The sequence below is a fragment of the Caulobacter sp. GW821-FHT09H08 genome (assembly GCF_059415885.1).
Window position 1 is genome coordinate 141406 of sequence record NZ_JBWKOC010000007.1, and the last position, 25269, is coordinate 166674.

Sequence of the window (25269 nt, forward strand, 5' to 3'; positions counted from 1 at the left end):
CTAGCGGGCCTTGCTCAGCAGGTCCTCGGCCGCGTCCGGGGTCAGGGGGCCCGTGTGCTTGGCGATGATCACGCCGTCGGAGCCCACCAGATAGGTCTCCGGCACGCCCGTGACGCCGAACTCCAGCCCCACGCGGCCGTCTCGATCGACCAGGCGCTGGGCGAAGGGGTCGCCCAGGCGGCCCAGGAAGGCCTGGGTGTTGGCCGGGGCGTCCTTGTAGGCGATGCCGACCACCTTCACGCCCTGGGCCTTCAGCGCCATCAGCTGCGGGTGCTCGACCTCGCACGGGGCGCACCACGAGGCGAAGAAGTTCACCAGGATCGGCCCCTCGCCGGCGGCGCGGATCGGGGTCTCGCGGCCGCTGGTCAATTCGGGCAAGGCCAGGGCCGGCATCGGCTTGCCGACCAGGGCGTGCGGCTGAACGTGCGGGTCGCGCTTCAGGGCGTAGCCGGCGAACAGGGCCGCCAGGGCGATCAGGACCACCAGCGGCGCGAAGGCCAGGAAGCGCTTCACTTCGAGGTCTCGTCCAGCTCGGCCTGCAGGCGTTCGGCCTCGCGCTTCCAGCGGCGGGCGGTCAGCAGGCTGTCGCTGATCATCCAGGCGAAGGCGACCGCCGAGATGGCGAAGGCGGGCCACAGGTAGACGGCGTACTTGCCGGCGTCGAAGTCGAAACTCATCGCGCGCCCTCCGCCAACTTCATGGCCAGGCTCCGCGCCTTGCGCCGCCAGATCAGGGCGCGGATGCGGACCAGCCACAGGGCGCCGAAGCCGCCCAGATAGGCCAGGCCCATCAGCACGGCCGGCCAGGCATAGATGGCCGGGAGGCCGTCGCCCTTGGCGGCCATGAAGGTCGAGGAGCCCTGGTGCAGGGTGTTCCACCACTCGACCGAGAACTTGACGATCGGCAGGTTGATCAGGCCCACCAGGGCCAGGATGGCTGCGGCGCGCGCGGCCTTCTGCTCGTCCTCGAGCGCCCCGCGCAGGGCCACGTAGCCGAGATAGAACAGCAGCAGGACCAGCACCGAGGTCAGGCGCGCGTCCCACACCCACCAGGTCCCCCACATCGGCTTGCCCCACAGCGAGCCGGTGACCAGGGCCAGCACCGTATAGACCGCGCCGATCGGGGCGCAGGCCTGGGCGGCCAGATCGGCCAGGGCCTGGCGGAAGACCAGCGCCAGCAGGCTGGCGATCCCGAGGCAGAGATAGATGAAGATGGCGATCGAGGCGGCCGGGATGTGGATGAACATCATCCGCACCGTGTCGCCCTGCTGATAATCCTCGGGGACCAGGAAGGTCAGGACCAGGCCGGCCAGGGCGGCGGCGGCGGACAGGGCGCCCAGCCACGGCGCGGCCCACCGCGAGAAAGCCATGAACCGCTCGGGATTGGTCAGGAAATCGAACGGGTGGCGCGCGTCCATGATCACGCTCTAGAGCGGCGCGTCCGCCTGGGCAATGGCCGTATGTCTACGGAAACCGATCGCCAAAAGGAAAGGAGCGGCGCGTGCAGGCGCGCCGCTCCCGTGACGCAGGCCGTGGTCATCCGGCTCTGCGCTGTTCCAGGTGGCGTCAGCCCACCTTGCGCTGGATGATCACCTTGCGCTCGCCGTCCTTGAAGACCTGCGGACCCTTGGTGTCGAAGCGTTGGATGAAGACGTGGTTGTCGCCGCCCATGCCGGCGCCGGCGCCGTCGCCCATGCCGAGGATGTCGAAGGTCTTCTGCTGGGCGGGGGTCAGGGCCGTGTAGAAGGCGCGGGTGGCTTCGGCGCGCTTCTTCATGGCGTCGGCCGCCTTGGTCATGCGGTCGAGGCGCTCCAGGGTGGTCGGCGGCTTGCGCTCGGCCCACTCCATCTTCTCGCCGTCCTTCTTGTCCGCCTTGTCGCCCTTGGCGTCCTTGTCGGTCCGGATGACGACGTCGCGCTTGATCTCGATCTTCTGCGGCGCGGTGGCCTCGATATAGGTCTTCAGGGCGCCGTCCTGGTCTGCGCGCAGCTGCAGGATGTCGCGCAGGCGTTGAGCGCGCTTTTCCGGATCGGCGCCGTGGCCGCGATGCGAGAGCATCATCTCCATGCCCGGACCCATGGCCATCATGGCTTCCATCGGAGGCATGGGCGGCATCGGGGGCATGGGAGGCATCGGCGCCATGGCCGGCGGGGGAGGCGGTGCGGGCGGAGCCGGAGGCGCTGGGATCTGGGCGACGGCGGCCCCGGCGAGAACGGCGACGGCGGCGCTGCCGAGCGCCAGGCGGATAAGCGTTTTACGCATGGTTGTGAGCTCCCTGTCGTAATTTGAAGCTGGAGCTTGGCCACGCGGATATGGCGCGAAAATGTCCGATTACATGAACAATGTTACATGTTTGGCGGACATCGGAGACGGGTCCGAAAGGCCGCTTCGACTTGCGCTCCCGCTTGCGGACGCTATGTCAGCTGCCAGTTCCGGGACATCCCTCCTCCACAAGACGCACGGCTCGCCGCGCGGTTCGCCCGGCCGTCCCCGTTTCCGGCCCCCGATATGGGGAGGGAGTTCCGCATGAAGTCGCTCGCTTTCGTCGCCCTGGCTCTCGCGGGACTGTGCTGGGGCCTGGGCTTTCCGACCGGCAAGCTGATCCTGACGCAGATGGACGCGGCCCACATGGTGCTGCTGCGCTTCGTGGTCGCCGCCCTGGCCGCCGCGCCGTTCGCCCTGCGCCGTCCCGAGGTCCGCGCCCTGTTCAAGTCGCCGGTCGTGCTGCTGGCGGGCGTCCTGTACGGCGTGGCCTTCATGGTCCAGTTCGAGGGCCTGGCCCATGTCAGCGTCACGGTCGCGGCCCTGCTGGTCGGGGCCATGCCGGCCCTGATCGCGGTCAGCGCCAAGCTGCTGGGCGAGAAGGTCTCGAAGCTGTCGTGGGCGGGCGTGGCGGCGGCGACCCTGGGCGCGGCCTTCATCGCCGGCAAGCCGGACGGCGCCAGTTCGCCCTACGGCGTGGCGCTGTCGATCGGGGCGCTGTTCCTGTTCCTGGCCTGGCTGCTGACCCTGCGCAAGGCGCCGCCCGCCCCGAATCCGATGGCCATTCCGGCGGTGTCGATCATCGTCGCGGCCTTCACCATCCTGCCGATCGCCTTCGCCATGCATGGCGCGCCGAAGCTGGATCTCAGCGCCCCGGTCTGGATCGCCGTCGTCGCCCAGGGCGTGCTGGCGACCCTGCTGGCCACGGCCGCCTGGCAGTACGGCGCCTCGAAGGTCGGAGCGGCCAGCGCCGGGGTGTTCATCAATATCGAGCCGCTGATCGGCGCGGCCTGCGGCGTGCTGCTGTTCGGCGACCACCTGACGGCGGCCCTGTTCGCGGGCGGCCTGCTGATCATCGGCGGCAGTTTCGCGGTGGTGCTGGGCGAGCGGAAGGCGCAGCCTGGGGAGGTCCAGGCGACGGTGGCGCCGACGCCGTAGGGGCCCGTCCTCGCCCTTCGACAAGCTCAGGGTGAGGACGACTTTGATGGCGGTTCAGTAGAAAACCTCACCCTGAGCGTGTTGAAGGGCGAGGTTTGCGGTCCCTAGTCCAGCGCGTTCCGACACGCCGCGCCCATCGCCAGCGGCGACAGGGCCGCCGCCCCGACGCAGTAGGCCAGCAGCAGCAGCAGCCCCCCCGTCCACGGCAACCCCGCCGAAAACCCGTCCAGCGCCCCGGCCCCGAAGATCACCGGCGGTGCGAACAGCGGCAGGACGATCACCGCCACCAGCAGGCCGCCGCGCTTGCTGCCCAGGGCCAGTGCCGCGCCCAGCCCGCCCAGGAAAGCGAAGGCCAGACCCCCCGCCAGGCAGCACAGCACCAGCAGGGGCAGGACCTTGGGCTCCGCGCCCAGCATCAGGGCCGCGACCGGAGCGGCCAGGGCCAGGGGCGCGCCGGTGGCCAGCCACTGGGCCAGACACTTGGCGACGGCGACGGCCTCCAGTGGCGCCGGACCCAGGGCCAGCAGGTCGAGGGTCCCGTCCTCATAGTCGCGCTCGAATAGCCGCTCCAGCGACAGTAGGGCCGCCAGCGCCAGGGCCAGCCAGGCGATGCCCGGCGCGATGGCGGCCAGGCGTTCGGGCGCGCGGCCCGAGGCCATCGGCAGCAGCACGACGACGCAGGCATAGAAGGTCAGGGCCAGCAGCGGTCCGCCGCCCCGGCCCCAGGCCAGGGCCAGTTCCCGCCGCAGGAGGACGCCGAACGCCTTCATGCGCCCACCTCCCCAAGTCCAATTGGCACCGCTCGAGACGGGATCGGCAGCGGGTCGTGCACCGAGGCCAGGATCATGCCCCCGGCGGAGAGGTGCTCGGCCATCACCGCGCCGAACGCCTCGCGTTGGCCGGCGTCCAGCGGGGCCATCGGCTCGTCCAGCAGCCACAGGGCGCGCGGACTGGCCGCCAGCCGCGCCAGAGCCAGGCGGCGGCGCTGTCCAGCGGACAGCCGGCGAACCTCCAGGTCCATCAGGCGCAGCAGGTCGAAGCGCCTGGCCGCCGCCCGGGCGCCGTCCTCGGTCCCGCCGGTCCACAGGGTCTGGAAGCGCAGCTCCTCCCAGGCGGTGCGGCTGGATTTCAGCCCGTCCTGGTGGCCCAGCAGATGTAGCTGTTCGGCCCGCGCGGCGTCGGCCTCGATCGGGCCGGCTTCGTCCTCGAAGGCGATGGTCCCGTCGACGGGGCGCAGCAGCCCCGCCACGGCCCGCAGAAGGCTGGTCTTGCCGGCCCCGTTACGCCCCACCAGGGTCGCCGCTTCGCCCGCGCGAAGCGTCAAATCCATGTGCGAAAACAGCAAGCGTTCGCCGCGCGCGATCGCTAGATTCTTAATGAGAACAACTCTCAACATACCAAGACCCCGCGCGCGACATGGACGTTGAGCAGCGGTGGCGCTAAGAAGCGGCCGGTCGCCCCCCTCCAGTCGTTCAGGGTGGTACGCGGCGCGGAGGTGGAACCTGTGTGTCCCTTCCGATTTGCGCGTGATCCCGGGAGTGGTTTTCGGGCGGCCGTGGACAGAGAAGGATCCTTAGAATGGCGTCTGTTGACAGCCTTAAAGCCCGCCGCGAACTGAAGGTCGGCAATAAGTCTTACGTCTATTACAGCCTTCGCGCCGCCGAGGAAGCCGGTCTTGCCGGAACTTCGTCGCTGCCGGTCTCGATGAAGGTGCTGCTGGAAAACCTGCTGCGCAACGAAGACAGCGTCTCGGTCAATGAAGCCGACCTGAAGGCCGTCGCCGCCTGGCTCGACAACAAGGGCTCGGTCGAGCACGAGATCAGCTTCCGCCCCGCGCGCGTGCTGATGCAGGACTTCACCGGCGTTCCCGCCGTCGTCGACTTGGCCGCCATGCGCGACGCCATGGTCGCCCTGGGCGCCAACCCGGCCAAGATCAACCCGCTGAACCCGGTCGACCTCGTGATCGACCACTCGGTGATGGTCGACAACTTCGGCAACCCGAAGGCTTACGACGACAACGTCAAGCGCGAATACGAGCGCAACATCGAGCGCTACCGCTTCCTGCGTTGGGGTTCGTCGGCGTTCAACAACTTCCGCGTTGTCCCGCCCGGCACCGGCATCTGCCACCAGGTGAACCTGGAATACCTGGCCCAGACCGTTTGGACCAACGAAGTCGACGGCGCCGAAGTCGCCTATCCCGACACCGTCGTCGGCACCGACAGCCACACGACCATGGTCAACGGCCTGGCCGTCCTGGGCTGGGGCGTGGGCGGCATCGAGGCTGAGGCCGCGATGCTGGGCCAGCCGATCCCGATGCTGATCCCGGAAGTCATCGGCTTCAAGCTGACCGGCGCCATGCCGGAAGGCGCGACGGCCACCGACCTGGTGCTCACCGTCACCCAGATGCTGCGCAAGAAGGGCGTGGTCGGCAAGTTCGTCGAATTCTACGGCGACGCCTTGGCCAACCTGACCCTGGAAGACCAGGCGACGATCGCCAACATGGCTCCGGAATACGGCGCCACCTGCGGCTTCTTCCCGATCTCGGCGGCGACCATCGCGTTCCTGAAGGGCACCGGCCGCACCGCCGACCGCGTCGCCCTGGTCGAAGCCTATGCCAAGGAACAAGGCCTGTGGTGGGAGCCCGGCGTCGCCGAGCCGACCTTCACCGACACGCTGGAACTGGACCTCTCGAGCGTCCAGCCGTCGCTGGCCGGCCCGAAGCGCCCGCAGGACCGCGTCCTGCTGGCCGAGGCTTCCTACAAGTTCCAGGAATCGCTGACGGGCGAGTTCGGCAAGGCCGAGCAGCCTGACCTGCGCGCCCCGGTGGAAGGCGAAAACTTCGACGTCGGTCACGGCGACGTGGTCATCGCCGCTATCACCTCGTGCACCAACACGTCCAACCCCTCGGTCCTGATCGCCGCCGGCCTGGTGGCCAAGAACGCGGTGGCCAAGGGCCTGAAGGTCAAGCCGTGGGTGAAGACCTCGCTGGCCCCCGGCTCGCAAGTCGTCACCGACTACCTGGCCAAGGCCGGCCTGACCAAGCACCTCGACGCGCTGGGCTTCAACCTGGTCGGCTACGGCTGCACCACCTGCATCGGCAATTCGGGTCCGCTGCCGGAAGCCATCAGCAAGACGATCAACGACAACGACCTGGTCGCCTGCTCGGTGCTGTCGGGTAACCGCAACTTCGAAGGCCGCGTGAACCCGGACGTCCGCGCCAACTACCTGGCCTCGCCGCCGCTGGTGGTGGCCTACGCCCTGGCCGGCACCCTGAAGATCGACCTGGCCACCCAGCCGATCGGCCAGGACAAGAAGGGCAAGGACGTGTTCCTGGCGGACATCTGGCCGTCGAACGAGGACATCGCCGCCCTGCAGCGCAAGGCCATCAACGAGAAGATGTTCGCCACCCGTTACGGCGACGTCTTCAAGGGCGACAAGAACTGGCAGGGCATCAAGGTGACCGGCGGCCAGACCTACGCCTGGGAAGGGGACTCGACCTACGTCCAGAACCCGCCGTACTTCCCCAACATGTCGATGACGCCGGCTCCGGTGACCGACATCGTGGAAGCCCGCGTCCTGGCCGTGTTCGGCGACTCGATCACCACCGACCACATCAGCCCGGCCGGTTCGATCAAGACCAGCAGCCCGGCCGGTCAGTACCTGATCGACCAAGGCGTCGAGCCGGTGGACTTCAACGGCTACGGCGCGCGTCGCGGCAACCACCAGGTGATGATGCGCGGCACGTTCGCCAACATCCGCATCCGCAACAAGATCACGCCGGACATCGAAGGCGGCGTGACCAAGCACTTCCCGACCGGCGAAGTGATGTCGATCTACGACGCGGCCATGAAGTACCAGGCCGAAGGCCGTCCGGCGGTCGTGTTCGGCGGCAAGGAATACGGCACCGGCTCGTCGCGTGACTGGGCCGCCAAGGGCACCAAGCTCCTGGGCGTCCGCGCGGTGATCTGCGAGAGCTTCGAGCGTATCCACCGCTCGAACCTGGTCGGCATGGGCGTTCTGCCGCTGCAGTTCGTCCAGGACGGCTGGCAGAAGCTGGAGCTGACCGGCGAGGAGATCGTCTCGATCCGTGGCCTCACCGACCTGGCGCCGCGCAAGCAGCTGATCGTCGAGCTCTACCGCCCGACCGACGGCCGCATCGCCCGCTTCCCGGTGCGTTGCCGCATCGATACGCCGACGGAGCTTGAGTACTTCAAGAACGGCGGCGTGCTGAACTACGTGCTGCGCAACCTGGCTCGCGCCGAGTAGCAGCAGGCGTTCCGACGCTCGAAAAGGCGGCCGGCTCCTTCGCGGGGGCCGGCCGTTTTCGTCTCGCGAGGCTCTGACAACGATGTCTCGCCGTTTTCTTCCCTGGAGAGCGCTATTCACGGCCTCGTGAACGGCTATCCGGGGCGTTCTTGGATTAAGTGCGCTCGATGCGTAAGGCCGCCCTCTCCCTGCTCGCCCTGGCCCTGTCCGGCGTTTTTGTTTCCGCCGCCTGGGCCCAGCCCCAGAGGGCCAAGGCGCCCGTGGTGGTCGAGCTGTTCACGGCCCAGGGCTGCTCCTCGTGCGGCAAGGCCAACCAGCTGGCGGCCGAGCTGTCGCAGCGCGACGGCGTCCTCGCTTTGACCTACTCGGTCGACTACTGGGACTATCTCGGCTGGAAGGACACCTTCGCCAAGCCGGTCTTCGCCGAGCGCCAGCGCGCCTACGCCAAGAAGTTCGCCCTGCGCGACGTGCCCACGCCCCAGATGGTGGTCGGCGGCCGCGTCCAGGCCTCGGGCGCCAAGGCCGAAGCCGTCGAGGACCTGGTGAAGACGGCCGCGCGCGCGCCGCTCAATCCGCCGGACATGCAGTTCGTGGGCAAGACCCGGGTCGCCATCGGCTCGGCCTCGGCCCCGCGCGGCGGCGGCGAGGTCTGGCTGGTCCGCTACGATCCGCGCGAGCAGGACATCGCGGTCAAGCGCGGCGACAACAAGGGCCAGACCCTGGTCCACCGCAACGTGGTGCGCGAGCTGGTCCGCCTGGGCCCCTGGGCCGGCAAGCCCAAGCTGTTCCGCCTGCCGGTCGCCAGCGACGCTGAGCTTGAGACGGTGGTCCTGGTGCAGGGCGGCAAGGGCGGCCGCATCCTGGGCGTGCTGCACGCGCCGGCCACTGAGCGCTAGTTCGCGCCTCGCACTGATTTTCCAGGAATCCGGACAAAGGAAAACCCGCGCGACGGGAGGGGATTGTCGCGCGGGTCCTTTGGGCTGCGTCGGCGAGATCCGCTCGTGACCGGGTGGGCTGGGGGGGCTGGACAGGACCCCGGTCCGGACGTCGTCGACGGTCTCTTTATCCAGCCCCAAACCGGCGAGGGCTGGACCAAACCAAGGTCCTTTCGCGGCGCGGCGTGGCGAAGATGCGGCGGGTGTTTCAGGCCCGCCAAACGCCCAAAACGCAAAGAACCCGCGCGTTCGAAACGCACGGGCTCCTTGGGGGAGGGGGATTTTGGGTTTGCCGGCCGACCGGCCCGCGATCTGGGGGGCTGGGGGGGCTGTTCAGGATCCTGGACCACAGGGTGTCCGATCAGCCGACACCGTCTTTATCGAGGGGCAAGGCGGCGGGCGATGGACCGAAATAAGGTCATATCGGGGCGTAGCGTGACCATGGGATTTCATTTTCCCGGTCCGTGATGGCGCCGACACGGGCTGGTCCAATCGTCCGAATTGGGATTAGATTCCGTCGATGGCCCTGGAATCCCAGCCCCCGTCCGCGCCTGTTGGCGGCGTCGTCTTCTTCGAGCGACGCGAGCTAGACCAGCTGATGCGCTTGTATGGCCGCATGGTCGCGGCGGGCGAATGGCGCGACTACGGCATCGCCGGCCTGTCCGAGAGCGCGGTGTTCTCGATCTTCCGCCACGCGGCCGAGGCGCCGCTCTATCGCGTGGAAAAGCGCCCGGCCCTGGCGCGCAAGCAGGGCGCCTGGGCGGTGCTGGGCCAGGGCGGCCAGATCCTCAAGCGCGGCCACGAACTGGCCCAGGTGCTGCGGGTGTTCGAGAAGGGCAAGTTCTCGGTCGTCGACTGAGGCGGCGAGCCCCTAGAACGAGAAGCCCAGCTTGGCCCCGACGAAACGGCCATCGTTGTCATAGCCGCGCGCCGTGCCGATCCCGCTGGTGTCGGCGCTGGGCTGGATGCCGCACAGCAGGCCGACACCGCCCGAAACCCCGCCTGAATGGCGTTCCACGGCGGTCCGGGCCACGCCGCGCGGCAGGGGCGCGGGGGCCTGGGCGTAGCGCAGCTCGATCGGACCGAGCGGTTTCAGGTTCAGGGGCGTGGCGAGGATGGGCGCCCTGACGGCCGGCGGATAGGTCGGCGCGGACTCGGCCCGCGCGGTCTGGGCCCGCATGCCGGCGCCCAGCGCCAGGGCGGCGGCGAGGGAAAGGCTCACGGCTCCGGTCATCGTCGTCTCCATAGGCCCCCGCGACCAATGTGGGCCTTGCGCGGCCAAAGAAAAAGCCCCGGCGGTTTCCCGCCGGGGCTTCGTCGTCTCAGTTCTCTGCGCGCCTTAGCGGCGGCTGCCCAGGATGCTGAGCAGGAAGGAGAACAGGTTGTAGAAGTTCAGATAGAGGTTCAGCGCGCCGTAGTTGGTGGCCACGGCCATCGACTGCTGGTCGCCACCCATCTGATAGTACTGCGTCTTCAGGTTCTGGGTGTCGTAGGCGATCAGGCCCGCGAAGATGAACACGCCCAGGATGCTGATGATGAAGGACAGGCCCGGCAGGTTCAGGAACATCTGCACCAGCGAAGCCAGCACCAGGCCGATCAGGCCCATGATCAGGAAGCTGCCGAAGCCGGTCAGGTCCTTCTTGGTCGTGTAGCCGAACAGGCTCAGGCCGCCGAAGGCGATGGCCGTGATCAGGAAGGTCGAGGCGACCGAAGCGCCGGTATAGGCCAGCAGCCACACGCCCGCGCCGGCGCCGATCGAAGCGACCAGGCCCCAGTACAAGAGGCCCGACGAGCGGGCCGTCGGGTTGCGCATGGCGAACATGGCGATCAGCATCATCGCCAGCGGGGCGAAGCGGATCACCGTGCCCAGCAGGGTGAAGCCGGCCAGACGGCCGTCCGGGGTCAGCACGTACAGCAGGTTGGCGACCGGCGCGTAGGCGCTGGTCAGGAAGGCCAGGACCGCCGACAGCAGGAGACCCAGCGCCACCTTGTTGTAGACGCCGAGCATGAAACTACGCAGGCCGGCGTCAACCGACATGTCGGCGCGATCCGCCGGGATCGAGCGCGCGTAGCCGCGGTTGAAGTCGTTCATCGAATAAGCCCTTGAGCTAGGCGTCCACGATGGACGCTCTCGAAATATCGGGTGTCCCGGCCCAACGCGCAATCCCTGGCATGCGTTCATGGTATGCGTTCGCGAAAGAAAAGGCGGCTTCGACCCCTTTCAAGGACGCCTTGCGGCGCAGCCTTGGCTCCTCCTAGAACGGTCGCCAGGGAAAACGAGGGGCTCGCCCATGCAGTACGTCAAGCTCGGCCGCACGGACATCGACGTTTCGCGCTGCTGCCTGGGCACCATGACCTGGGGCTCGCAGAATAGCGAGGCCGAGGCGCACGAGCAGATGGACTACGCGCTGGGACGCGGCGTGACCTTCTGGGACACCGCCGAGATGTACGCCAGCCCGCCCAGCCCCGAGACCCAAGGCCGCACCGAGCAGTATATCGGCTCGTGGCTGGAGAAGACCGGCAAGCGCCACGAGATCGTGCTGGCCTCCAAGGTCGCCGGCCAGGGCGCGGCGTTCGGCGGCCTGTCCTGGATGCGCAAGGACGGCGCCGTCACCCGCCAGACCAGGGCCCAGATCGACGAGGCTGTCGAAGGCTCGCTGCGCCGGCTGAAGACCGACTATCTGGACCTCTACCAGCTGCACTGGCCCGACCGGAAAGTCCGGGTGTTCGGCGGCGCCGGCTACAAGGACTACGACCAGGATTTCGAGGCGTTCGGCGACATCCTCGAGGCGCTGGACGCCCATGTGAAGAAGGGCTCGATCCGCCACGTCGGGGTCTCCAACGAGTTCCCCTGGGGCGTGATGCGCTTCCTGGCCGAGGCCGAGACCAAAGGCCTGCCGCGCATCGCCTCGATCCAGAACGCCTATCACCTGGCCAACCGCACCTTCGAGACGGGCCTGGCCGAGATCGCCATGCGCGAGCAGGTCGGCCTCTTGGCCTATTCGCCCCTGGCCCAGGGCCAGCTGACCGGTAAGTACCTGGACGGCGCCCTGCCCGAGGGCTCGCGCAAGGCGCTCTACAACCGCATGCAGCGCTACGAAGGCCCCGGCGCGGTCGAGGCCTTCCGCGCCTATGTCGAGCTGGCCAAGGCCAACGGCCTCGACCCGGCCCAGCTGGCCCTGAAGTTCTGCGACACGCGGCCTTTCGTGACCGCCACCATCATCGGCGCGACCTCGATGGCGCAGCTGAAGACCGACATCGACGCCTTTGACGTGACCTGGACCGACGACCTGGAAAAGGCCGTCGACGTCATCCACGTCCGCCAGCCCAATCCGTGCCCGTAGGCTTCAGGTCGAGATGATCCGCCTCTTCACCGCCATCGCCATTCCGCCGGAGATCGGCCAGGGCCTGCTTTCGCGCCAGCACGGCATCGAGGGCGCGCGCTGGCGGCCGCTGGAGGCGTTCCACATCACCCTGCGCTTCATCGGCGACGTGCAGGAGCCGGTGGCGGCCGAACTGGACGAGGCGCTGGCCGAGATCGCGGCGCCGGCCTTCGATCTCGAACTGACCCGCGCCGGCTGCTTCGGGGAGGGCGCCGACATCCACGCCGTCTGGGCCGGGGTCGAGGACAGCGCCCCCCTGCGCCGCCTGCAGAAGGCCAATGAGAGCGCCGCCCGCGCGGTCGAGCTGAAGCCCGAAAGCCGGCTCTACACGCCGCACGTCACCCTGGCCTATCTGAAGCGCCCGGCGGTCGCCGAGGTCGGCGCCTGGATCCAGGCCAACAACCTGCTCCACTCGCCCAGCTTCCTCGTCGATCGTTTCGGCCTCTATTCCAGCTGGCAGACCCGCGAAGGCTCGGCCTATCGGCTGGAGCGCGAATACCCGCTCCAGGGATGATGTTGGGCCAAGCCTTGCGCTGGGCGTTCGACGCCGGGGCGCAGGCCCCGGCCTGAAGACGGGGTAGATCAGTTCGCAGGGAACGGCGTCGGCGCCATCGGGCCCGGATCGGCTCTGACCACGCCGCCATAGAGCGTGCTGGGGGTCGCTTGCCAGTTGAGCGATGAGGTGTACGTCGAACTCGCTCGGAAGGGGTCATACCGCATCGCGGCGCTGCTCTTCACATACTCGTCCACCCAGCCGGCTCCCTTGCAGGTGCGCGCATCGACCGAGGTTTCGGCCTTGCAGCTGAAGCCGCCCTCGGTCGCCTGGCACTCGCGGACCTGGCGCGCGGGCCGGTAGCAGGCGTTCGAAGCCTGGGCCACGGCGCGGGCCTTGGCTGTCGCCAGCAGCTTGGCTTCCTTCTTGGTCGAAGCGGTGGCGTAGTGCTGACCATCCGCGAGGGCGGTGGTGGCGCCGAGGGCCAAGAGCAGGCTCAGAGCGACGAGACGCTTCTTCATGAGGTCTGATCTCCTTGCGCGTCGATCAATTCGGGGCGGAAAACTGAATACGCAGGGGCGTGGTGAACACCTGGTTCCTGCCGTAGTTGGGGTCCGGATTGACCGAGTACCCCGGAGGATAGGCATAGCTGTACGGAGAGCCAACCGGCGGCGCGTAGTCGAGCCAGGTCGTCTGGGCCAGGGGCAGCCGGCTTTGGTCCGCATCGCGCACCCAGCCGATGCGATGACAGGTGCGGGCGTCACCGGAACTGTCGGCCCGACATTGGAAGCCGCCCTCGGCCTTCTGGCATTCACCGATCTGGTAGGCCGGACGGAAACACAGCGCCGACGTCCGCGCCGTGGCCCGCGCCTCGGCCGTGGCCAGGAGCTTGGCCTCCTTCTTGGTCGACGCGGTGGCGTAGTGCTGTTGGCTCCCGGCGACGGCCCCCGTGGCCATCAGCGACAGGAGCAGCCCGATCGCGACGAGGCGCTTGCGCATGATCTCGACCTCCCCAGACGCAAGGGGATCAACCCCTCAGTGCTCTCTATTTATCATACATTCCATAGGTAGCATCAAGGGGTGGCGGAGAACGACGTTCGGCGGCGTGGGAATAGTGGAGCGCGGAATCCCTCTCCCGCCGGGAGAGGGCGGGGCCCGCGCCGCAGGCGTGGGAGGGTGAGGGGTTTCACCGCTGTCCGGAAAGCCCGCCACCTCAACGCCCGTCATTCCCGCCCTTGTGGCGGGAACCCCTCTGTCGGTCGCATGTGCGGGAGGGGCGAACCGCCGGCGGTTCGCTTGCATCTCACGTGTCAGCTGAACCAGGGGTTCCCGCCACAAGGGCGGGAATGACGGGAGGTTATGGGGATTGGCGGGTGGCCATCCTCGGAGTTCGCCGCCCAAATCCCAACAAATCCAACCGCTTCTCACTTTTACGCCCCCGCCAGTCATCCGCGCTCAAACCCACTGCACAATCATAGCCATCCCCGTCGCGGGGGAGGGCGTTTGGATCCGGCCCAAAACGGCGGCGGGGGTAGGTTGAGCGGGGCCGCTGGCGGCTCCCGGAGGCTCGAAGGTCGTCGCATCCTCGATGAGGATCGGCAGGCGATCGGGCTAGCGCCGGGATCCAGCCGACAGCGGAGCGACAGGGCGGTGATCGTACAAGCCGCCTATCGTGGATCGTCGGGGTCGAGACGGATGTAGCCGATCGACTTGGTCCGCGCCCGTCCGGGGGCTAGTGGGGTCCCGAGCTGAAAGACGCTCACGCCCCCCATCCTCACGAGCAAGAACAGCCTGGCGGAGCGGTCTGCGAGCCGAAACACAACAAACCAATACGGTCTCCGGGTTCGCCCGGCCGCTCCGTCGCCTCCCCACACATCTTCAGCGGCAAGCCGCGTGAAGCAGCGACGCCGTGTCAGGCCACCGCATGGTCCTTCAGGACACCCAGAGTCACCACGGCCAGCATCTCCTCGTGCGTCGCCTCCAGCACAACCTGCGGCGCCATGCCGGCGTCGAGGGCTTCCTTCCAGCGGCCGGCGCACAGGCACCAGCGGTCGCCTTCCTTCAGGCCGGGAAAGGCCAGGTCCGGCCGGGGCGTCGAGAGGTCGTTTCCCTGGGCCTTGGAGAAGGCCAGGAAATCCTCGGTCATCACCGCGCAGACGGTGTGCAGGCCCAGGTCGTGGGGACCCGTCTCGCAGCAGCCGTTGCGGTAGAAGCCGGTGACGGGGTCCACGGAACACGAGGCGAGCTCGCCGCCCAGGACGTTCTTGGCGCTCTTGTCGTACCGCATGATGCTCATGACGTGACCTTACGCGCGCCAAGACCGGCGCCAAGCCGCTTCGCCTCAGAAAGCGTTTTCGGAAGGGAAGGCTTTTGCTGCAGCGCAGCAATGCTAAGGTCGGGGCAACAGACAAATAAGCAGGGGAGCCCCATGACCGCCAACACCAATCCCTCGGTTTCAAGCCGCCCGCGCCGCAGCGCCCTCTACATGCCGGCCTCCAACGCCAAGGCGGTCGAGAAGGCCCGCACCCTGGACGCCGACGTGATCATCCTGGACCTAGAGGACGCCGTCGCGCCGGAGACCAAGCCGGCGGCGCGCGAGGCGGCCGTGGCCGCGGTCAAGGCCGGCGGCTTCGGGGGCCGCGAGGTGGTGATCCGCGTCAACGGCCTCGACACCCCCTGGGGCGCCGACGACCTGAAGGCGGCCGCCGAGGCCGGCCCGGACGCGGTGCTGGTCCCCAAGGTCAACGACGCGGCCGACGTCCACGCCTATCACCAGGCCCTGCATGCCGCCCCGACCCACACCAGGCTGTGGACCATGATCGAGACGGCCAAGGCCGCCTTCCACCTGTGGGAGATCGCCGGGGCGAGCTCGACGACCCGCCTGTCGGCTTGGGTCATGGGCGTCAACGACTTCGCCAAGGAGATGCGGGCTCGCCAGACCCCGGACCGCGCGCCGTTCCTGCCGCTGCTGACCCTGTCGGTCGCCGCGGCGCGGGCCCACGGCCTGACCATCCTGGACGGCGTGCACAACGACATCGAGGATCTGGCGGCCCTTGACGCTGTTTGTGTCCAAGGCGTCGACTTCGGTTTCGACGGCAAGACCCTGATCCATCCCAAGCATCTGGAGATCTGCAATCGCGTCTTTTCGCCTTCGCCGGAGGACATCGCCTGGAGCCAGGCGGTGATCGCGGCCTTCAACGCGCCCGAAAATTCTGGCAAAGGCGCCTTGCGGGTGGACGGCAAGATGGCCGAACGTCTGCATCTGGCGCAGGCCGAGCGTCTGGTCGCGGTGGCGGAGGCCATCGGCGCGCGTTCGGCTTGAGGCCTGAAGTGTTAGAAGGTTTCGAATGCGGGCTATTGTTCTCTCCGTCGCTCTGATCGCCAGCCCGGCGCTGGCGCAGCAGACTCCGGCGACGACAGCGCCCGCTTCGCAGCCTCCGCCCGCCGATGCGCCGGTTAGCACGGCCGCGCCCCAGGTCCAGCCGGCGCCCGCAACCGACTCCTCGCAGATCCCGCAGGCCATCGATCCGCTGGCCGACCTGATCTCGCAGAGCAACCAGTCGACCGACGAGGATGAAGCCGAGGCCGCGCCCGCCAAGCCGGCCCCCCGGCACAAGGGCGTGATCCTGCCAATCCCGCCACCCGAAGCGACGGTCGGGCCGGACGGCGCGCCGACCAAGGCCCAGGTCTACGAACTGCGGGTCAAGGGCTCGATCGCGGCCGCCCAGAGCCTGCAAGGCCCGCTGGACGGCGCCTGGCGGGTCATCGGCGCGGACGGCGCCCAGATCTACGCCCTGCAACTGGTCGACAAGGCCGGCGGCCAGGGCGAGCTGGAAGGCGCCTGGCGCGATGTGCGGCGACCGGGGACGGTGGGCTCGACAGGCCTGATCGAGGAGCTGCGCCGCGAAGGCGACGACATCGTCGTTCGCTTCAGCCCCAAGGTCGGCCAGTCGTCGACCCTGACCCTGCGGTCCTCGGGCTACGAGCAATGGTCCGGTCAGCTGGTCGAGAACGGCGCGACCATGGCCGTCGCGGCCCAGCACATCCTGCCCCAGGCCCCGCCCGGCTACGAGGGCCAGGGGCGCGGCCCCTATGTCTGGCCGCCGCGCGTGGTCGCCAGCCGTCCCGCGCCCGCCGCCGCCCCGGCCTGCTCGACCAAGGGCAAGAAGGGCAAGGCCCTGAAAGCCGCCAAGGCCAAGTGCGCGGCCGCCGCCAAGCGCAGCAAGGCCTCGGCCCTGAAGAAGGGCAAGGGCGCCAAGGCCAAGGCGACGGCCAGCAAGCGCGGCAAGGCGACGACGAAGAAGAGCACGTCGAAGAAGAAGCGGCGTTAGGCGCGGGGCCGTCCTCGCCCTTCGACAGGCTCAGGGTGAGGACGACTGGGATGCTTCGGTAAGAAACCTCACCCTGAGCTTGTCGAAGGGCGAAGTTTCGGGACTTGGCTCAAGCCTTCAGCGCGTCCCGCGCCGCCGCGATCGGCGCGGCCAAGGCCTCGGTCGAGTAGACGCTCGCCGGGCTATGGCCCCAGACCGGCCCCGGCCAGGCCGGATCGTCCTTGCGCCGCCCGACGATATGGACATGCAGCTGGGCCGTGACATTCCCCAGCGCCCCGACGTTCAGCTTGTCGACCGCCAGACCCAGAGCCGCCCCGACGGCGCGCACGGCCGAGCCGGTCAGGACGATCTCCTCCATCAGCTGGAGGCGATGGGCCGTATCCAGTTCCTCGATCTCCCGCAGGCCGGGCTGGCGCGGGATCAGCACCAGCCACGGATAACGGGCGTCGTCCTGCAGCCGCACCTCGCACAGCGGCAGGTCCGCTACCTTGTGCGAGGTCGCCACGAAGGCCGGATCGATCTGGAAATCAGCCACGCTTGGGAACCGCCGCCCAGTAATCGAAGTCGAGTATGACGGCCGGATCATAGGCCCCCTCGGCGTTCTTGTCTGGGAAGCCGGCGCAGGGCTGGTCTTTCGTGGCGACCAGCCGCAGGCGCAGAGCCCCCACGCTCCCGAGGTCAGCCTTGTCCAGCACTTCGCTCCAGGCGAACACCGTGCCGCCGGCGAAGAACGGGGCCACGTGCCGTCCGCCATTGATCGCCAGGATAAGGCCGGCGTTCTGCAGCCCGTTGAACGACAGCGCCTTGGCCGTCGAGATCACCACGCCGCCATAGACCAGGCGCTTGCCCGACGGATCCTTGGCCCGCTCGAACTGGTTGAAATGGACCTTGGCCGTGTTCTGCCACAGGCGGGTGGCCATCTGGTGCTCGGCCTCCTCGACCGCCATGCCGTCGACGTGGTCGATCTTTTCGCCGACTGCATAGTCCTCGAAGGCGTGCGGCGCGCCAGCCAGGGCCCAGTCATAGGCCGAGAAATCGAGGCCGGCGGGCGTGACGAGATCAGCCGGAGCCACCGCGGCCGACAGGGTCGGGACCGTCTGCTCGGGGATCTCGGCGCCGGCGTCGCGCTTGCGCACCATCACCCAGCGCACATAGCTCAGCACCGCTTCGCCGCGCTGGTTGACGCCGGTCGTGCGGACATAGACGACGCCGGTCTTGCGGTTGGAATTCTCCTTCAGCCCGATGACGTCCGACACCGCGCTCAGCGTGTCGCCGGGAAAGACCGGGGCCAGGAAACGGCCCTCGGCATAGCCCAGATTGGCGACGGCGTTCAGGCTGATGTCGGGCACGGTCTTGCCGAACACCACGTGGAAGGCGACCAGCGGGTCCACCGGCGCCGCAGCAAGACCGCTGGCCCGGGCGAATTCGTCGGACGAGAACAGCGAAAAGCGCGGACCGTAAAGCGCCGTGTACAGCGCGACATCCCCGGCCGTGACCGTCCTTGGCGTGGCATGCACCAGCCTCTGGCCCAGCTTGAAGTCCTCGAAATAGTTCCCTGGATCGGTCTTGCTCATCCCCGGCGCCTCTTCTTGTCGTTGACCCATCTTTGCCGCAGTGCAGCGAAACGGGAAAGAGGGCTTGAGACTGAGCCGCAGCGGGCGTAGACCGCGCGCGACATTTCTCGTCCACAGCCTTGATGGAGACCCCATGGCTCGCGCGAAGATCGCCCTCATCGGCGCCGGTATGATCGGTGGCACCCTGGCTCACATCGCCGCTCGCGAAGAGCTGGGCGACGTGATCCTGTTCGACATCGCCGAAGGCACCCCGCAGGGTAAGGCCCTCGACATCGCCGAAGCCTCGGCCGTGTTCGGCAAGGACGTGGCCCTGAAGGGCGCCAACGACTACGCCGACATCGCCGGCGCCGACGTCTGCATCGTGACGGCCGGCGTGCCGCGCAAGCCGGGCATGAGCCGCGACGACCTGCTGGGCATCAACCTGAAGGTCATGAAGGCCGTCGGCGAAGGCATCAAGGCCCACGCCCCGAACGCCTTCGTCATCTGCATCACCAACCCGCTCGATGCGATGGTCTGGGCCCTGCAGCAGTTCTCGGGCCTGCCGAAGGAAAAGGTCATCGGCATGGCCGGCGTCCTCGACTCGGCCCGCTTCGCCTACTTCCTGGCCGAAGCCACCGGCGTGTCGGTCGAAGACATCCACGCCTGGACCCTGGGCGGTCACGGCGACGACATGGTCCCGATGGTCCGTCACTCGACGGTCGGCGGCCTGCCGCTGCCGGAACTGGTCAAGCAAGGCTGGCTGACCCAGGAAAAGCTGGACGCCATCGTCGAGCGCACCCGCAAGGGCGGCGGCGAGATCGTCGCCCTGCTGAAGACCGGCTCGGCCTTCTACGCCCCGGCGGAATCGGCGATCGCCATGGCGACGTCGTACCTGAAGGACAAGAAGCGCGTCCTGCCGTGCGCCACCTTCCTGACCGGCCAATACGGCCTGGACGGCCTCTATGTCGGCGTGCCGGTCGTCATCGGCGCCGGCGGCGCCGAGAAGATCGTCGAGTTCGAAACCAACGACGCCGAGAAGGCCATGTTCGCCGCCTCGGTCGCCTCGGTTCAGGGCCTGATGGAAGCCTGCAAGGCCATCGACAGCTCGCTGGTCTAAGCGACTTTCGATCCAAAACGACGAAGGGCGGCTCCTCGCGGGGCCGCCCTTTTTCTTGGTCCGGAAACCTCGTCCTTCGACAAGCTCAGGATGAGGTTTCCTACTGATCCGGCGCCAACAATCATCCTCACCCTGAGCCTGTCGAAGGGCGAGGATGACGCAAGCGCCTAGTGCGCCGCGTCGCCCGGCTCCTGGGAGATCTCCTCCAGCGTCTTGCCGACCTGTTTGGCGCCGTAGTCCTTGGCGACGTCGCCCAGGGACAGGATGCCGGTCAGGTTGCCAGATTCATTGAGCACGACCAGGCGGCGGACCTGATTATTGGCCATCTTGGCGGTGGCGTCGGCCAGGACGTCGTCTTCCTTCACGCTCAACACCTCGCCGTCGGACATCACGTCCGAAATGGCGCTGTCGAAGCTGCGGCCTTCGGCGACCACGCGCAGGACGATGTCGCGGTCGGTGACCAGGCCGACCACCCTGCCGTTGTCGACGACCGGCACCACGCCGCTGTCGACCTTGGCCATGGTCTCGGCGACCTTGCGGATGCTGTCGGTGGGGCGGGCGATCGAGACCTGGCTGGTCATGGCGTCGCTGACTTTCATGGCGGAACCTCTTCGGTTTGAACTCGAGGCTCTAAAACCCGCGCCATCGCCCAACCGTTCCGCTTCCGAAGCCGGACCAACCGCCCTATCTAGGCGCATCTCGTCTTCCCGGAGCTTCCCATGTCGATCTCGATCCATCAGGCCAGCGCGCCCGTGTTCATCCAGGGCCTGAAGGGTCTGAAGGGCGTGCTGGCCAAGGCCGCCGCCCTGGTCGAGGCCAAGAAGTGGGACCCCGAGGCCCTGCTGAAGGCCCGGCTCTATCCCGACATGTTCCCGCTGATCCGCCAGGTGCAGATCGCCACCGACTTCGCCAAGGGCGGCGCCGCGCGCCTGGCCGCTGTCGAGGTTCCGGCCTGGGACGACACCGAGGCCTCGTTCGAGGACCTGATCGCCCGCGTGGACCGCGCCATCGCCTATGTGGAAGGCCTGGACCCGGCGGCGTTCGAAGGCGGTCACGACCGTGACGTCCAGCTGGTCCGCCGCGGCGAGACCTACACCTTCAAGGGCCTGGACTATCTGCAGGGCCAGGCGATGCCGAACTTCTTCTTCCACATCACCACCGCCTACGCGATCCTGCGCCACAACGGCGTCGAGGTCGGCAAGCGCGACTTCCTGGGCACGGCCTGATCCATCCGGTCAAAGGCGGGCTCGCCCGCCTTTGACTCTTCCGCCTTTTCTGTGCATAAGCCCCGGCTTCCGGCGCTTTATCAGCAGCGCCTCCACCGTCACGACCCCGGCCTGTTAGCGCAGGATCCATCCGGACGAGGACGGCGAGGACCCCCGTCGACGTGATCGTCCACGGGGGCTGATCGCGTTTGGAGCTTTGAGTTTCAACAGGGTTCGACATGTTCGACGGCCTTACAGAGCGACTTTCCGGCGTATTCGAACGCCTCGGCGGTCGCGGCGTGCTGTCCGAAAAGGACATCGACGAGGCGCTGCGCGAGGTCCGCGTCGCCCTGCTCGAGGCCGACGTCGCCCTGCCGGTCGTCAAGGACTTCATCAGCAAGGCCAAGGAGCTGGCTTCGGGTGAAGCCGTCATCCGTTCGGTCAAGCCGGCCGACCAGGTGGTCAAGATCGTCTATGACGGTCTGGTCGACATGCTGGGCGGCGAAGTCCCGACCGGCCTGAACCTGGCGCTGAACCCGCCGTCGATCATCCTGATGGCGGGCCTGCAGGGCTCGGGCAAGACCACCACCACCGGCAAGCTGGCCCTGCGCCTGTCCAAGACCGAGCGCAAGAAGGTGCTGGTCGCCTCGCTCGACACCCGTCGTCCGGCCGCCATGGAGCAACTGGCGACCCTGGCCAAACAGGTCGAGGTCGAGAGCCTGCCGATCGTCCCGGGCCAGAGCGCCACGGACATCGCCAAGCGCGCCATGAGCGCGGCCAAGCTCGGCGGCTACGACGTCCTGATCCTCGACACCGCCGGCCGCACCACGCTGGACGAGGCGATGATGAGCGAAGCGGCGGAAATCGCCCGCATCGCCACGCCGACCGAGACCATCCTGGTCGCCGACAGCCTGACCGGTCAGGACGCCGTGCGTACGGCCAAGGCGTTCCACGAGCGCCTGCCGCTCACGGGCCTGATCCTGACCCGCGCCGACGGCGATGGCCGGGGCGGCGCGGCGCTGTCGATGCGCCACGTCACCGGCCTGCCGATCAAGTTCCTCGGCGCTGGCGAGAAGATCGATGCGCTGGACGTGTTCGACGCCCGCCGCGTCGCCGGTCGTATCCTGGGCCAGGGCGACGTCGTCGCGCTGGTCGAGAAGGCCGCGGCCGATCTCGACCATGCCGAAGCCGAGCGCATGGCCAAGAAGCTGGCCAAGGGCCAATTCGACCTGAACGACCTGTCGGCCCAGCTCTCGCAGATGCAGAAGATGGGCGGCATGGAAGGCATCATGGGCCTCCTGCCGGGCGTCCAGAAGGTCAAGAAGCAGATCGCCGAAAGCGGCATCGACGACAGCATCTTCCGCCGCCAGCAGGCGATCATCAGCTCGATGACCAAGCTGGAGCGCAAGAAGCCCGACGTCCTGGCCGCTTCGCGCAAGCGCCGCATCGCGGCCGGCGCCGGCGTCGACGTCGCCGAGATCAATCGCCTGCTCAAGCAACACCGCCAGATGGCCGACATGTTCAAGGCCATGTCCAAGGACGGCGGCAAGGGCCTGGCCCGCATGGCCGGCATGATGGGCGGCGGCGACATGGCTCGCCTGAAGAATTTGGGCGGCGGCAAGATGCCGGTGTCCGATCCCAATGCAGCGGGGGGCCAAGGCCTCTCGGGGCTGCCCGGTCTGCCGGGCCTCGGGAGTGGCGGCGACGCCAAGCCCAACCCTCTCTCCGGCCTGGGCCTGCCCGGCTTCAACCCGTTCAAGAAATAGAACTTTAGACCAAGGACTACCTCAAATGCTGAAGATCCGTCTCGCCCGTGGCGGCGCCAAGAAGCGTCCGTACTACTCGATCGTCATCGCCGACAGCCACTCGCCGCGCGATGGCCGCTTCATCGAGAAGGTCGGCACCTACAACCCGCTCCTCAAGAAGGACGACGCCAACCGCGTCACCCTGAAGGTCGAGTCGATCCAGGAGTGGCTCAAGAAGGGCGCTCAGCCGACCGACCGCGTCGCGCGCTTCCTGGCCGCTCAAGGCCTGGTCGCCTGGACCCACGGCAACAACCCGCAAAAGGGCGAGCCGGGCAAGAAGGCCAAGGAACGTTCGGCCGAGCGCGCCCAGCGCGAAGAAGACCGCAAGCAAGCCGAAGCCGACGCCAAGGTCGCCGCCGCCGAAGCCGCTGAAGCCGCCAAGGTCGCCGCTGCTGAAGCCGCTGCTGCCGCCGCCGCTGCTCCGGCCGTCGAAGAAGCTCCGGCTGAAGAAGCCCCGGCCGCTGAAGCCGCTGCTGAAGAGGCTCCGGCCGCTGAAGAAGCTGCTCCGGCTGAAGAAGCCTCGGAAGGCTAATCAGGGTTCCAGCGCCGTCGTCTCTTTCCGAGGCGGCGGCGCGACTCTGTTTGCACGATGGCAGTCTCTCCCGATGATCCGATGATCCTGGTCGGCCGCGTGGCCGGCGGCTTCGGCGTGCGCGGCGAGGTGCGGATCACGACCTACACCGAAGACCCGATGAGCATCGCGGCCTTCAAGACGCTGAAGCGCCAGGACGGCTCGCTCGCCCTGACCATCGCCTCGGCGCGCAAGACCAAGGACGGCGTCGTCTGCCGCTGTCCCGGCGTCGAGACCAAGGAAGCGGCCGATGGCCTGCGTGGTCTTCGCCTGTACGTCCCCCGCTCGGCCCTGCCCGAGCCGGACGAGGACGAATTCTATCTGAGCGACCTGGTCGGCCTGACGGTCCGCCATATCGCCACCGACGTCCTGCTGGGCCGCGTGAAGAGCGTCCAGAACTTCGGCGCGGGCGACATCCTCGAGATCACGCCCGACCTGGGCGGTCCGACCTGGTACCTGCCGTTCACCCGAGCGGCCGTGCCCGAGGTCAAGATCGCCGACGGCCTGATCCTGGCCGATCCGCCTGCCCTGGTGGGCGAGCATGAAGGCCCCGAGGAAAAGGGCCTGGACGAAGACGAAGAACTGGGCGACCGGGACTGATCTTCCGCCAAAAGGCCTTAGCGATGTCGGACGGAAAATGGCGGGTCACCGCCTCGCGCTACATCCACAAGGACCGCTGGATCAGCCTGCGCGCCGACGACTGCGTGACCGACGAGGGCGCGGTGGTCGCGCCCTACTACGTTCTCGAATATCGCGACTGGGTCGAACTGGTCGCGCTGGACGCCGACAATAACGTCCTGCTCGTGAAGCAGTACCGCCACGGCCTGGGCGACATCTCCACCGAACTGCCGGCGGGCGGCATGGATCCTGGCGAGACCGATCCCGTGGTCGCGGCGGCGCGGGAACTGCTGGAAGAAACGGGCTGCGCGGGGACCTTCAGCCTGGTCGGCGAGAGCCGCCCCAACGCGGGCACGCACAGCAACCGCACCCACATCGTGCTGGCCCGAGATGTCACCCGCGTCGCCGAGCCCAAGGACGATCCGGCCGAGCGCATCGAGACGATCTGGGTCTCGGCGGCCGAGGCCATCCGCATGGCCCTGGCCGGCGAACTCACGGTCGGCATGCAGATCAGCGCGCTGCTGCGCGGCCTTGCGGCCGCTGGGGTGGCGAAGATCGCGTTGGCCTAGGGAAGAGCCGAAACCTCGCCCTTCGACAGGCTCAGGGTGAGGTTTCTACTGCGATGCCGGAAGTCGTCCTCACCCTGAGCTTGTCGAAGGGCGAGGACGGACCCCAGGCCTACAAAATCTACTTCCGAACCCGCATCAGGCATTCCTGGGCCACCGAGGCCACCAGCTTGCCGTCCTTGCTGAACATCTGACCGCGCACCAGGCCGCGACCGTGTGAGGCGGCCGGGCTGTCCTGGGCGAACAGGGTCCAGTCGTTGAAGTCGAACGGCTGGTGGAACCACATGGCGTGGTCGAGGCTGGCGGCCTGCAGGCCCGGCGTCGTCCAGATCAGGCCGTGCGGACGCAGGGCGCTTTCCATGAAGGCCATGTCCGAGGCGTAGGCCAGGGCCGCCTGCTGCATCTTCACGTCGTCGCCCAGCGGAGCCTTGGCCCGCATCCAGACATTCTTTGTGCCCGACTTTTTCACTGGGGCGACGGGGTTCTGCATGTCGACCCAGCGCACGTCGACCGGGCGCGGGCGCTCGGACATAGCGATGAACCGCGGATGGATCTGGTCGCCCAGGCTCCGCAGGAACTCGGCCTCGGTGGGCAGGCTCTCGGGATCGGGCGCGTCGGGCATGTCCGACTGGTGCTCGAAGCCCTCTTCCGGCGTCTGGAACGAGGCGGCCAGGTTGAAGATCTGCTCGCCGTGCTGGATGGCGGCCACGCGGCGCGTGGTGAAGGTGCCGCCGTCACGGGCGCGCTCCACCTCGTAGAGCACCGGGGCGGTCACGTCGCCGGGGCGGATGAAATAGGCGTGCAGCGAGTGGCAGACCCGCTCGGGCACGGTCTTGTAGGCGGCCAGCAGGGCCTGGGCGATCACCAGGCCGCCGAAGATGCGTGGGAAGCCGTCGTTCGGGCTGATGCCGCGGAACAGGTTCACCTCGATCGGTTCGAGGTCGAGGATGTCGGCGAGGTTCTCGGTCGTTCGCATGGCGCCTGCGATAAGCTTCTGTGTGCGGCGC

29 protein-coding genes and 2 pseudogenes are annotated in these 25269 nt (G+C 68.0%); 15 read left to right on the top strand and 16 right to left on the bottom strand.

Annotation, left to right across the window (positions count from 1 at the left end; genetic code table 11):
* The 4 genes from AC07NN_RS23060 to AC07NN_RS23075 form a co-directional block, all read right to left on the bottom strand.
* Window positions 1-513 (bottom strand): DsbE family thiol:disulfide interchange protein, encoded by a 513-nt coding sequence (locus AC07NN_RS23060; RefSeq protein WP_494646153.1) that lies wholly within the window; start codon window positions 511-513, stop codon window positions 1-3.
* Complete coding sequence (ccmD, locus tag AC07NN_RS23065) at window positions 510-677, bottom strand: heme exporter protein CcmD (RefSeq protein ID WP_494646154.1); 168 nt, start codon at window positions 675-677, stop codon at window positions 510-512. Before ccmD ends, AC07NN_RS23060 begins: the two co-directional genes overlap by 4 nt.
* Window positions 674-1417 carry a heme ABC transporter permease CcmC gene (gene ccmC, locus AC07NN_RS23070; RefSeq protein WP_494646155.1) on the bottom strand — a complete coding sequence of 248 codons (744 nt, stop codon included), beginning with the start codon at window positions 1415-1417 and terminating at the stop codon, window positions 674-676. The genes ccmD and ccmC overlap by 4 nt, the downstream gene beginning before the upstream one ends.
* 148 nt (window positions 1418-1565) lie before the next feature.
* Window positions 1566-2261, bottom strand: coding sequence for a Spy/CpxP family protein refolding chaperone (locus AC07NN_RS23075; protein WP_494646156.1), 696 nt, complete (start codon window positions 2259-2261; stop codon window positions 1566-1568).
* 264 nt (window positions 2262-2525) lie between these two features.
* Here AC07NN_RS23075 and AC07NN_RS23080 point away from each other — a divergent pair, with 264 nt between their 5' ends.
* Together AC07NN_RS23080 and AC07NN_RS23085 are read left to right on the top strand one after the other, a co-directional pair.
* Window positions 2526-3419 carry a DMT family transporter gene (locus tag AC07NN_RS23080; RefSeq protein ID WP_494646157.1) on the top strand — a complete coding sequence of 298 codons (894 nt, stop codon included), beginning with the start codon at window positions 2526-2528 and terminating at the stop codon, window positions 3417-3419.
* Window positions 3420-3514 (top strand): annotated as a pseudogene (locus AC07NN_RS23085) (hypothetical protein); the annotation flags it as partial.
* 9 nt (window positions 3515-3523) lie between these two features.
* On the opposite strand, the gene ccmB reads toward AC07NN_RS23085, so the two are convergent.
* Together ccmB and ccmA are read right to left on the bottom strand one after the other, a co-directional pair.
* Entirely contained in the window at window positions 3524-4189 is a 666-nt protein-coding gene (ccmB, locus tag AC07NN_RS23090; protein ID WP_494646158.1) for a heme exporter protein CcmB, read from the bottom strand.
* Complete coding sequence (gene ccmA / locus AC07NN_RS23095) at window positions 4186-4815, bottom strand: heme ABC exporter ATP-binding protein CcmA (RefSeq protein ID WP_494646159.1); 630 nt, start codon at window positions 4813-4815, stop codon at window positions 4186-4188. The genes ccmB and ccmA overlap by 4 nt, the downstream gene beginning before the upstream one ends.
* Before the next feature lie 182 nt (window positions 4816-4997).
* On the opposite strand from ccmA, the gene acnA reads away from it, so the two are divergent.
* The 3 genes from acnA (at window position 4998) to AC07NN_RS23110 (ending at window position 9479) form a co-directional block, all read left to right on the top strand.
* Window positions 4998-7685 carry an aconitate hydratase AcnA gene (gene acnA / locus AC07NN_RS23100; RefSeq protein ID WP_494646160.1) on the top strand — a complete coding sequence of 896 codons (2688 nt, stop codon included), beginning with the start codon at window positions 4998-5000 and terminating at the stop codon, window positions 7683-7685.
* 167 nt (window positions 7686-7852) lie between these two features.
* Window positions 7853-8581, top strand: coding sequence for a DUF1223 domain-containing protein (locus AC07NN_RS23105; protein WP_494646161.1), 729 nt, complete (start codon window positions 7853-7855; stop codon window positions 8579-8581).
* Between the two features lie 559 nt (window positions 8582-9140).
* Entirely contained in the window at window positions 9141-9479 is a 339-nt protein-coding gene (locus tag AC07NN_RS23110) for a DUF2794 domain-containing protein (RefSeq protein WP_494646162.1), read from the top strand.
* A 12-nt stretch (window positions 9480-9491) separates the two neighbouring features.
* Here AC07NN_RS23110 and AC07NN_RS23115 read toward each other — a convergent pair whose 3' ends face one another.
* Window positions 9492-9854, bottom strand: a complete 363-nt coding sequence (locus AC07NN_RS23115) for a hypothetical protein (protein WP_494646163.1) — start codon at window positions 9852-9854, stop codon at window positions 9492-9494.
* Between the two features lie 105 nt (window positions 9855-9959).
* On the bottom strand, window positions 9960-10712 hold the full coding sequence (locus AC07NN_RS23120) for a Bax inhibitor-1/YccA family protein (protein WP_494646164.1): 753 nt from the start codon (window positions 10710-10712) through the stop codon (window positions 9960-9962).
* 199 nt (window positions 10713-10911) lie between these two features.
* Between AC07NN_RS23120 and AC07NN_RS23125 the strand changes: the two genes are divergently transcribed.
* Both AC07NN_RS23125 and thpR read left to right on the top strand, forming a co-directional pair.
* A complete protein-coding gene (locus AC07NN_RS23125) occupies window positions 10912-11964 on the top strand; it encodes an aldo/keto reductase (protein ID WP_494646165.1) in 1053 nt (350 codons plus the stop codon).
* Window positions 11965-11977: 13 nt separating this feature from the next.
* Window positions 11978-12517 carry an RNA 2',3'-cyclic phosphodiesterase gene (thpR, locus tag AC07NN_RS23130; RefSeq protein WP_494646166.1) on the top strand — a complete coding sequence of 180 codons (540 nt, stop codon included), beginning with the start codon at window positions 11978-11980 and terminating at the stop codon, window positions 12515-12517.
* 68 nt (window positions 12518-12585) lie between these two features.
* Here the strand turns inward: thpR and AC07NN_RS23135 are convergent, their stop codons facing one another.
* The 3 genes from AC07NN_RS23135 to AC07NN_RS23145 all read right to left on the bottom strand — a co-directional run bounded on the left by AC07NN_RS23135 (window position 12586) and on the right by AC07NN_RS23145 (window position 14792).
* Window positions 12586-13017: a hypothetical protein gene (locus AC07NN_RS23135; RefSeq protein WP_494646167.1), complete on the bottom strand. Its 432-nt coding sequence runs from the start codon at window positions 13015-13017 to the stop codon at window positions 12586-12588.
* A gap of 25 nt (window positions 13018-13042) precedes the next feature.
* Window positions 13043-13495, bottom strand: coding sequence for a hypothetical protein (locus AC07NN_RS23140; RefSeq protein WP_494646168.1), 453 nt, complete (start codon window positions 13493-13495; stop codon window positions 13043-13045).
* Window positions 13496-14408: 913 nt separating this feature from the next.
* Complete coding sequence (locus AC07NN_RS23145; RefSeq protein WP_494646169.1) at window positions 14409-14792, bottom strand: DUF2237 family protein; 384 nt, start codon at window positions 14790-14792, stop codon at window positions 14409-14411.
* 132 nt (window positions 14793-14924) lie between these two features.
* Between AC07NN_RS23145 and AC07NN_RS23150 the strand changes: the two genes are divergently transcribed.
* Together AC07NN_RS23150 and AC07NN_RS23155 are read left to right on the top strand one after the other, a co-directional pair.
* Complete coding sequence (locus tag AC07NN_RS23150) at window positions 14925-15818, top strand: HpcH/HpaI aldolase/citrate lyase family protein (RefSeq protein WP_494646170.1); 894 nt, start codon at window positions 14925-14927, stop codon at window positions 15816-15818.
* A gap of 25 nt (window positions 15819-15843) precedes the next feature.
* Window positions 15844-16827, top strand: coding sequence for a hypothetical protein (locus tag AC07NN_RS23155; RefSeq protein ID WP_494646171.1), 984 nt, complete (start codon window positions 15844-15846; stop codon window positions 16825-16827).
* Window positions 16828-16936: 109 nt separating this feature from the next.
* Here the strand turns inward: AC07NN_RS23155 and AC07NN_RS23160 are convergent, their stop codons facing one another.
* Window positions 16937-17362 (bottom strand): HIT domain-containing protein, encoded by a 426-nt coding sequence (locus AC07NN_RS23160; protein WP_494646172.1) that lies wholly within the window; start codon window positions 17360-17362, stop codon window positions 16937-16939.
* The gene (locus AC07NN_RS23165) at window positions 17355-18401 is read right to left on the bottom strand and encodes a MaoC family dehydratase (protein ID WP_494646173.1); all 1047 of its coding nucleotides are present in this window, start codon (window positions 18399-18401) and stop codon (window positions 17355-17357) included. Before AC07NN_RS23165 ends, AC07NN_RS23160 begins: the two co-directional genes overlap by 8 nt.
* Before the next feature lie 133 nt (window positions 18402-18534).
* Here AC07NN_RS23165 and mdh point away from each other — a divergent pair, with 133 nt between their 5' ends.
* On the top strand, window positions 18535-19497 hold the full coding sequence (mdh, locus tag AC07NN_RS23170; protein ID WP_494646174.1) for a malate dehydrogenase: 963 nt from the start codon (window positions 18535-18537) through the stop codon (window positions 19495-19497).
* Between the two features lie 54 nt (window positions 19498-19551).
* On the opposite strand, the pseudogene AC07NN_RS23175 reads toward mdh, so the two are convergent.
* Window positions 19552-19653: pseudogene (locus AC07NN_RS23175) on the bottom strand (hypothetical protein); the annotation flags it as partial.
* 11 nt (window positions 19654-19664) lie between these two features.
* The gene (locus tag AC07NN_RS23180; RefSeq protein WP_494646175.1) at window positions 19665-20096 is read right to left on the bottom strand and encodes a CBS domain-containing protein; all 432 of its coding nucleotides are present in this window, start codon (window positions 20094-20096) and stop codon (window positions 19665-19667) included.
* 120 nt (window positions 20097-20216) lie between these two features.
* On the opposite strand from AC07NN_RS23180, the gene AC07NN_RS23185 reads away from it, so the two are divergent.
* The 5 genes from AC07NN_RS23185 to AC07NN_RS23205 all read left to right on the top strand — a co-directional run bounded on the left by AC07NN_RS23185 (window position 20217) and on the right by AC07NN_RS23205 (window position 24265).
* On the top strand, window positions 20217-20723 hold the full coding sequence (locus AC07NN_RS23185; RefSeq protein WP_494646176.1) for a DUF1993 domain-containing protein: 507 nt from the start codon (window positions 20217-20219) through the stop codon (window positions 20721-20723).
* 218 nt (window positions 20724-20941) lie between these two features.
* Window positions 20942-22468: a signal recognition particle protein gene (ffh, locus tag AC07NN_RS23190; protein WP_494646177.1), complete on the top strand. Its 1527-nt coding sequence runs from the start codon at window positions 20942-20944 to the stop codon at window positions 22466-22468.
* Window positions 22469-22493: 25 nt separating this feature from the next.
* Window positions 22494-23039, top strand: a complete 546-nt coding sequence (rpsP, locus tag AC07NN_RS23195; RefSeq protein ID WP_494646178.1) for a 30S ribosomal protein S16 — start codon at window positions 22494-22496, stop codon at window positions 23037-23039.
* 57 nt (window positions 23040-23096) lie between these two features.
* Window positions 23097-23678 carry a ribosome maturation factor RimM gene (gene rimM / locus AC07NN_RS23200; protein ID WP_494646179.1) on the top strand — a complete coding sequence of 194 codons (582 nt, stop codon included), beginning with the start codon at window positions 23097-23099 and terminating at the stop codon, window positions 23676-23678.
* A 23-nt stretch (window positions 23679-23701) separates the two neighbouring features.
* The gene (locus tag AC07NN_RS23205; protein ID WP_494646180.1) at window positions 23702-24265 is read left to right on the top strand and encodes an NUDIX hydrolase; all 564 of its coding nucleotides are present in this window, start codon (window positions 23702-23704) and stop codon (window positions 24263-24265) included.
* Between the two features lie 118 nt (window positions 24266-24383).
* Here AC07NN_RS23205 and AC07NN_RS23210 read toward each other — a convergent pair whose 3' ends face one another.
* On the bottom strand, window positions 24384-25238 hold the full coding sequence (locus tag AC07NN_RS23210; protein WP_494646181.1) for an acyl-CoA thioesterase: 855 nt from the start codon (window positions 25236-25238) through the stop codon (window positions 24384-24386).
* Window positions 25239-25269 lie beyond the last annotated feature (31 nt).

What these genes read in the sequence shown, in the direction of transcription:
- acnA (WP_494646160.1), top strand. Translation starts at nt 4,998, where the DNA reads ATGGCGTCTGTTGACAGCCTTAAAGCCCGCCGCGAACTGAAGGTCGGC.
- AC07NN_RS23185 (WP_494646176.1), top strand. Translation starts at nt 20,217, where the DNA reads ATGTCGATCTCGATCCATCAGGCCAGCGCGCCCGTGTTCATCCAGGGC.
- AC07NN_RS23150 (WP_494646170.1), top strand. Translation starts at nt 14,925, where the DNA reads ATGACCGCCAACACCAATCCCTCGGTTTCAAGCCGCCCGCGCCGCAGC.
- AC07NN_RS23125 (WP_494646165.1), top strand. Translation starts at nt 10,912, where the DNA reads ATGCAGTACGTCAAGCTCGGCCGCACGGACATCGACGTTTCGCGCTGC.
- rpsP (WP_494646178.1), top strand. Translation starts at nt 22,494, where the DNA reads ATGCTGAAGATCCGTCTCGCCCGTGGCGGCGCCAAGAAGCGTCCGTAC.
- AC07NN_RS23135 (WP_494646167.1), bottom strand. Translation starts at nt 13,017, where the DNA reads ATGAAGAAGCGTCTCGTCGCTCTGAGCCTGCTCTTGGCCCTCGGCGCC.
- ccmA (WP_494646159.1), bottom strand. Translation starts at nt 4,815, where the DNA reads ATGTTGAGAGTTGTTCTCATTAAGAATCTAGCGATCGCGCGCGGCGAA.
- AC07NN_RS23120 (WP_494646164.1), bottom strand. Translation starts at nt 10,712, where the DNA reads ATGAACGACTTCAACCGCGGCTACGCGCGCTCGATCCCGGCGGATCGC.
- AC07NN_RS23080 (WP_494646157.1), top strand. Translation starts at nt 2,526, where the DNA reads ATGAAGTCGCTCGCTTTCGTCGCCCTGGCTCTCGCGGGACTGTGCTGG.
- AC07NN_RS23155 (WP_494646171.1), top strand. Translation starts at nt 15,844, where the DNA reads ATGCGGGCTATTGTTCTCTCCGTCGCTCTGATCGCCAGCCCGGCGCTG.
- AC07NN_RS23105 (WP_494646161.1), top strand. Translation starts at nt 7,853, where the DNA reads ATGCGTAAGGCCGCCCTCTCCCTGCTCGCCCTGGCCCTGTCCGGCGTT.
- ccmB (WP_494646158.1), bottom strand. Translation starts at nt 4,189, where the DNA reads ATGAAGGCGTTCGGCGTCCTCCTGCGGCGGGAACTGGCCCTGGCCTGG.
- AC07NN_RS23075 (WP_494646156.1), bottom strand. Translation starts at nt 2,261, where the DNA reads ATGCGTAAAACGCTTATCCGCCTGGCGCTCGGCAGCGCCGCCGTCGCC.
- ccmD (WP_494646154.1), bottom strand. Translation starts at nt 677, where the DNA reads ATGAGTTTCGACTTCGACGCCGGCAAGTACGCCGTCTACCTGTGGCCC.
- AC07NN_RS23205 (WP_494646180.1), top strand. Translation starts at nt 23,702, where the DNA reads ATGTCGGACGGAAAATGGCGGGTCACCGCCTCGCGCTACATCCACAAG.
- AC07NN_RS23140 (WP_494646168.1), bottom strand. Translation starts at nt 13,495, where the DNA reads ATGCGCAAGCGCCTCGTCGCGATCGGGCTGCTCCTGTCGCTGATGGCC.
- AC07NN_RS23165 (WP_494646173.1), bottom strand. Translation starts at nt 18,401, where the DNA reads ATGAGCAAGACCGATCCAGGGAACTATTTCGAGGACTTCAAGCTGGGC.
- AC07NN_RS23115 (WP_494646163.1), bottom strand. Translation starts at nt 9,854, where the DNA reads ATGACCGGAGCCGTGAGCCTTTCCCTCGCCGCCGCCCTGGCGCTGGGC.
- thpR (WP_494646166.1), top strand. Translation starts at nt 11,978, where the DNA reads ATGATCCGCCTCTTCACCGCCATCGCCATTCCGCCGGAGATCGGCCAG.
- AC07NN_RS23110 (WP_494646162.1), top strand. Translation starts at nt 9,141, where the DNA reads ATGGCCCTGGAATCCCAGCCCCCGTCCGCGCCTGTTGGCGGCGTCGTC.
- AC07NN_RS23210 (WP_494646181.1), bottom strand. Translation starts at nt 25,238, where the DNA reads ATGCGAACGACCGAGAACCTCGCCGACATCCTCGACCTCGAACCGATC.
- rimM (WP_494646179.1), top strand. Translation starts at nt 23,097, where the DNA reads ATGGCAGTCTCTCCCGATGATCCGATGATCCTGGTCGGCCGCGTGGCC.
- mdh (WP_494646174.1), top strand. Translation starts at nt 18,535, where the DNA reads ATGGCTCGCGCGAAGATCGCCCTCATCGGCGCCGGTATGATCGGTGGC.
- AC07NN_RS23145 (WP_494646169.1), bottom strand. Translation starts at nt 14,792, where the DNA reads ATGAGCATCATGCGGTACGACAAGAGCGCCAAGAACGTCCTGGGCGGC.
- AC07NN_RS23180 (WP_494646175.1), bottom strand. Translation starts at nt 20,096, where the DNA reads ATGAAAGTCAGCGACGCCATGACCAGCCAGGTCTCGATCGCCCGCCCC.
- ffh (WP_494646177.1), top strand. Translation starts at nt 20,942, where the DNA reads ATGTTCGACGGCCTTACAGAGCGACTTTCCGGCGTATTCGAACGCCTC.
- ccmC (WP_494646155.1), bottom strand. Translation starts at nt 1,417, where the DNA reads ATGGACGCGCGCCACCCGTTCGATTTCCTGACCAATCCCGAGCGGTTC.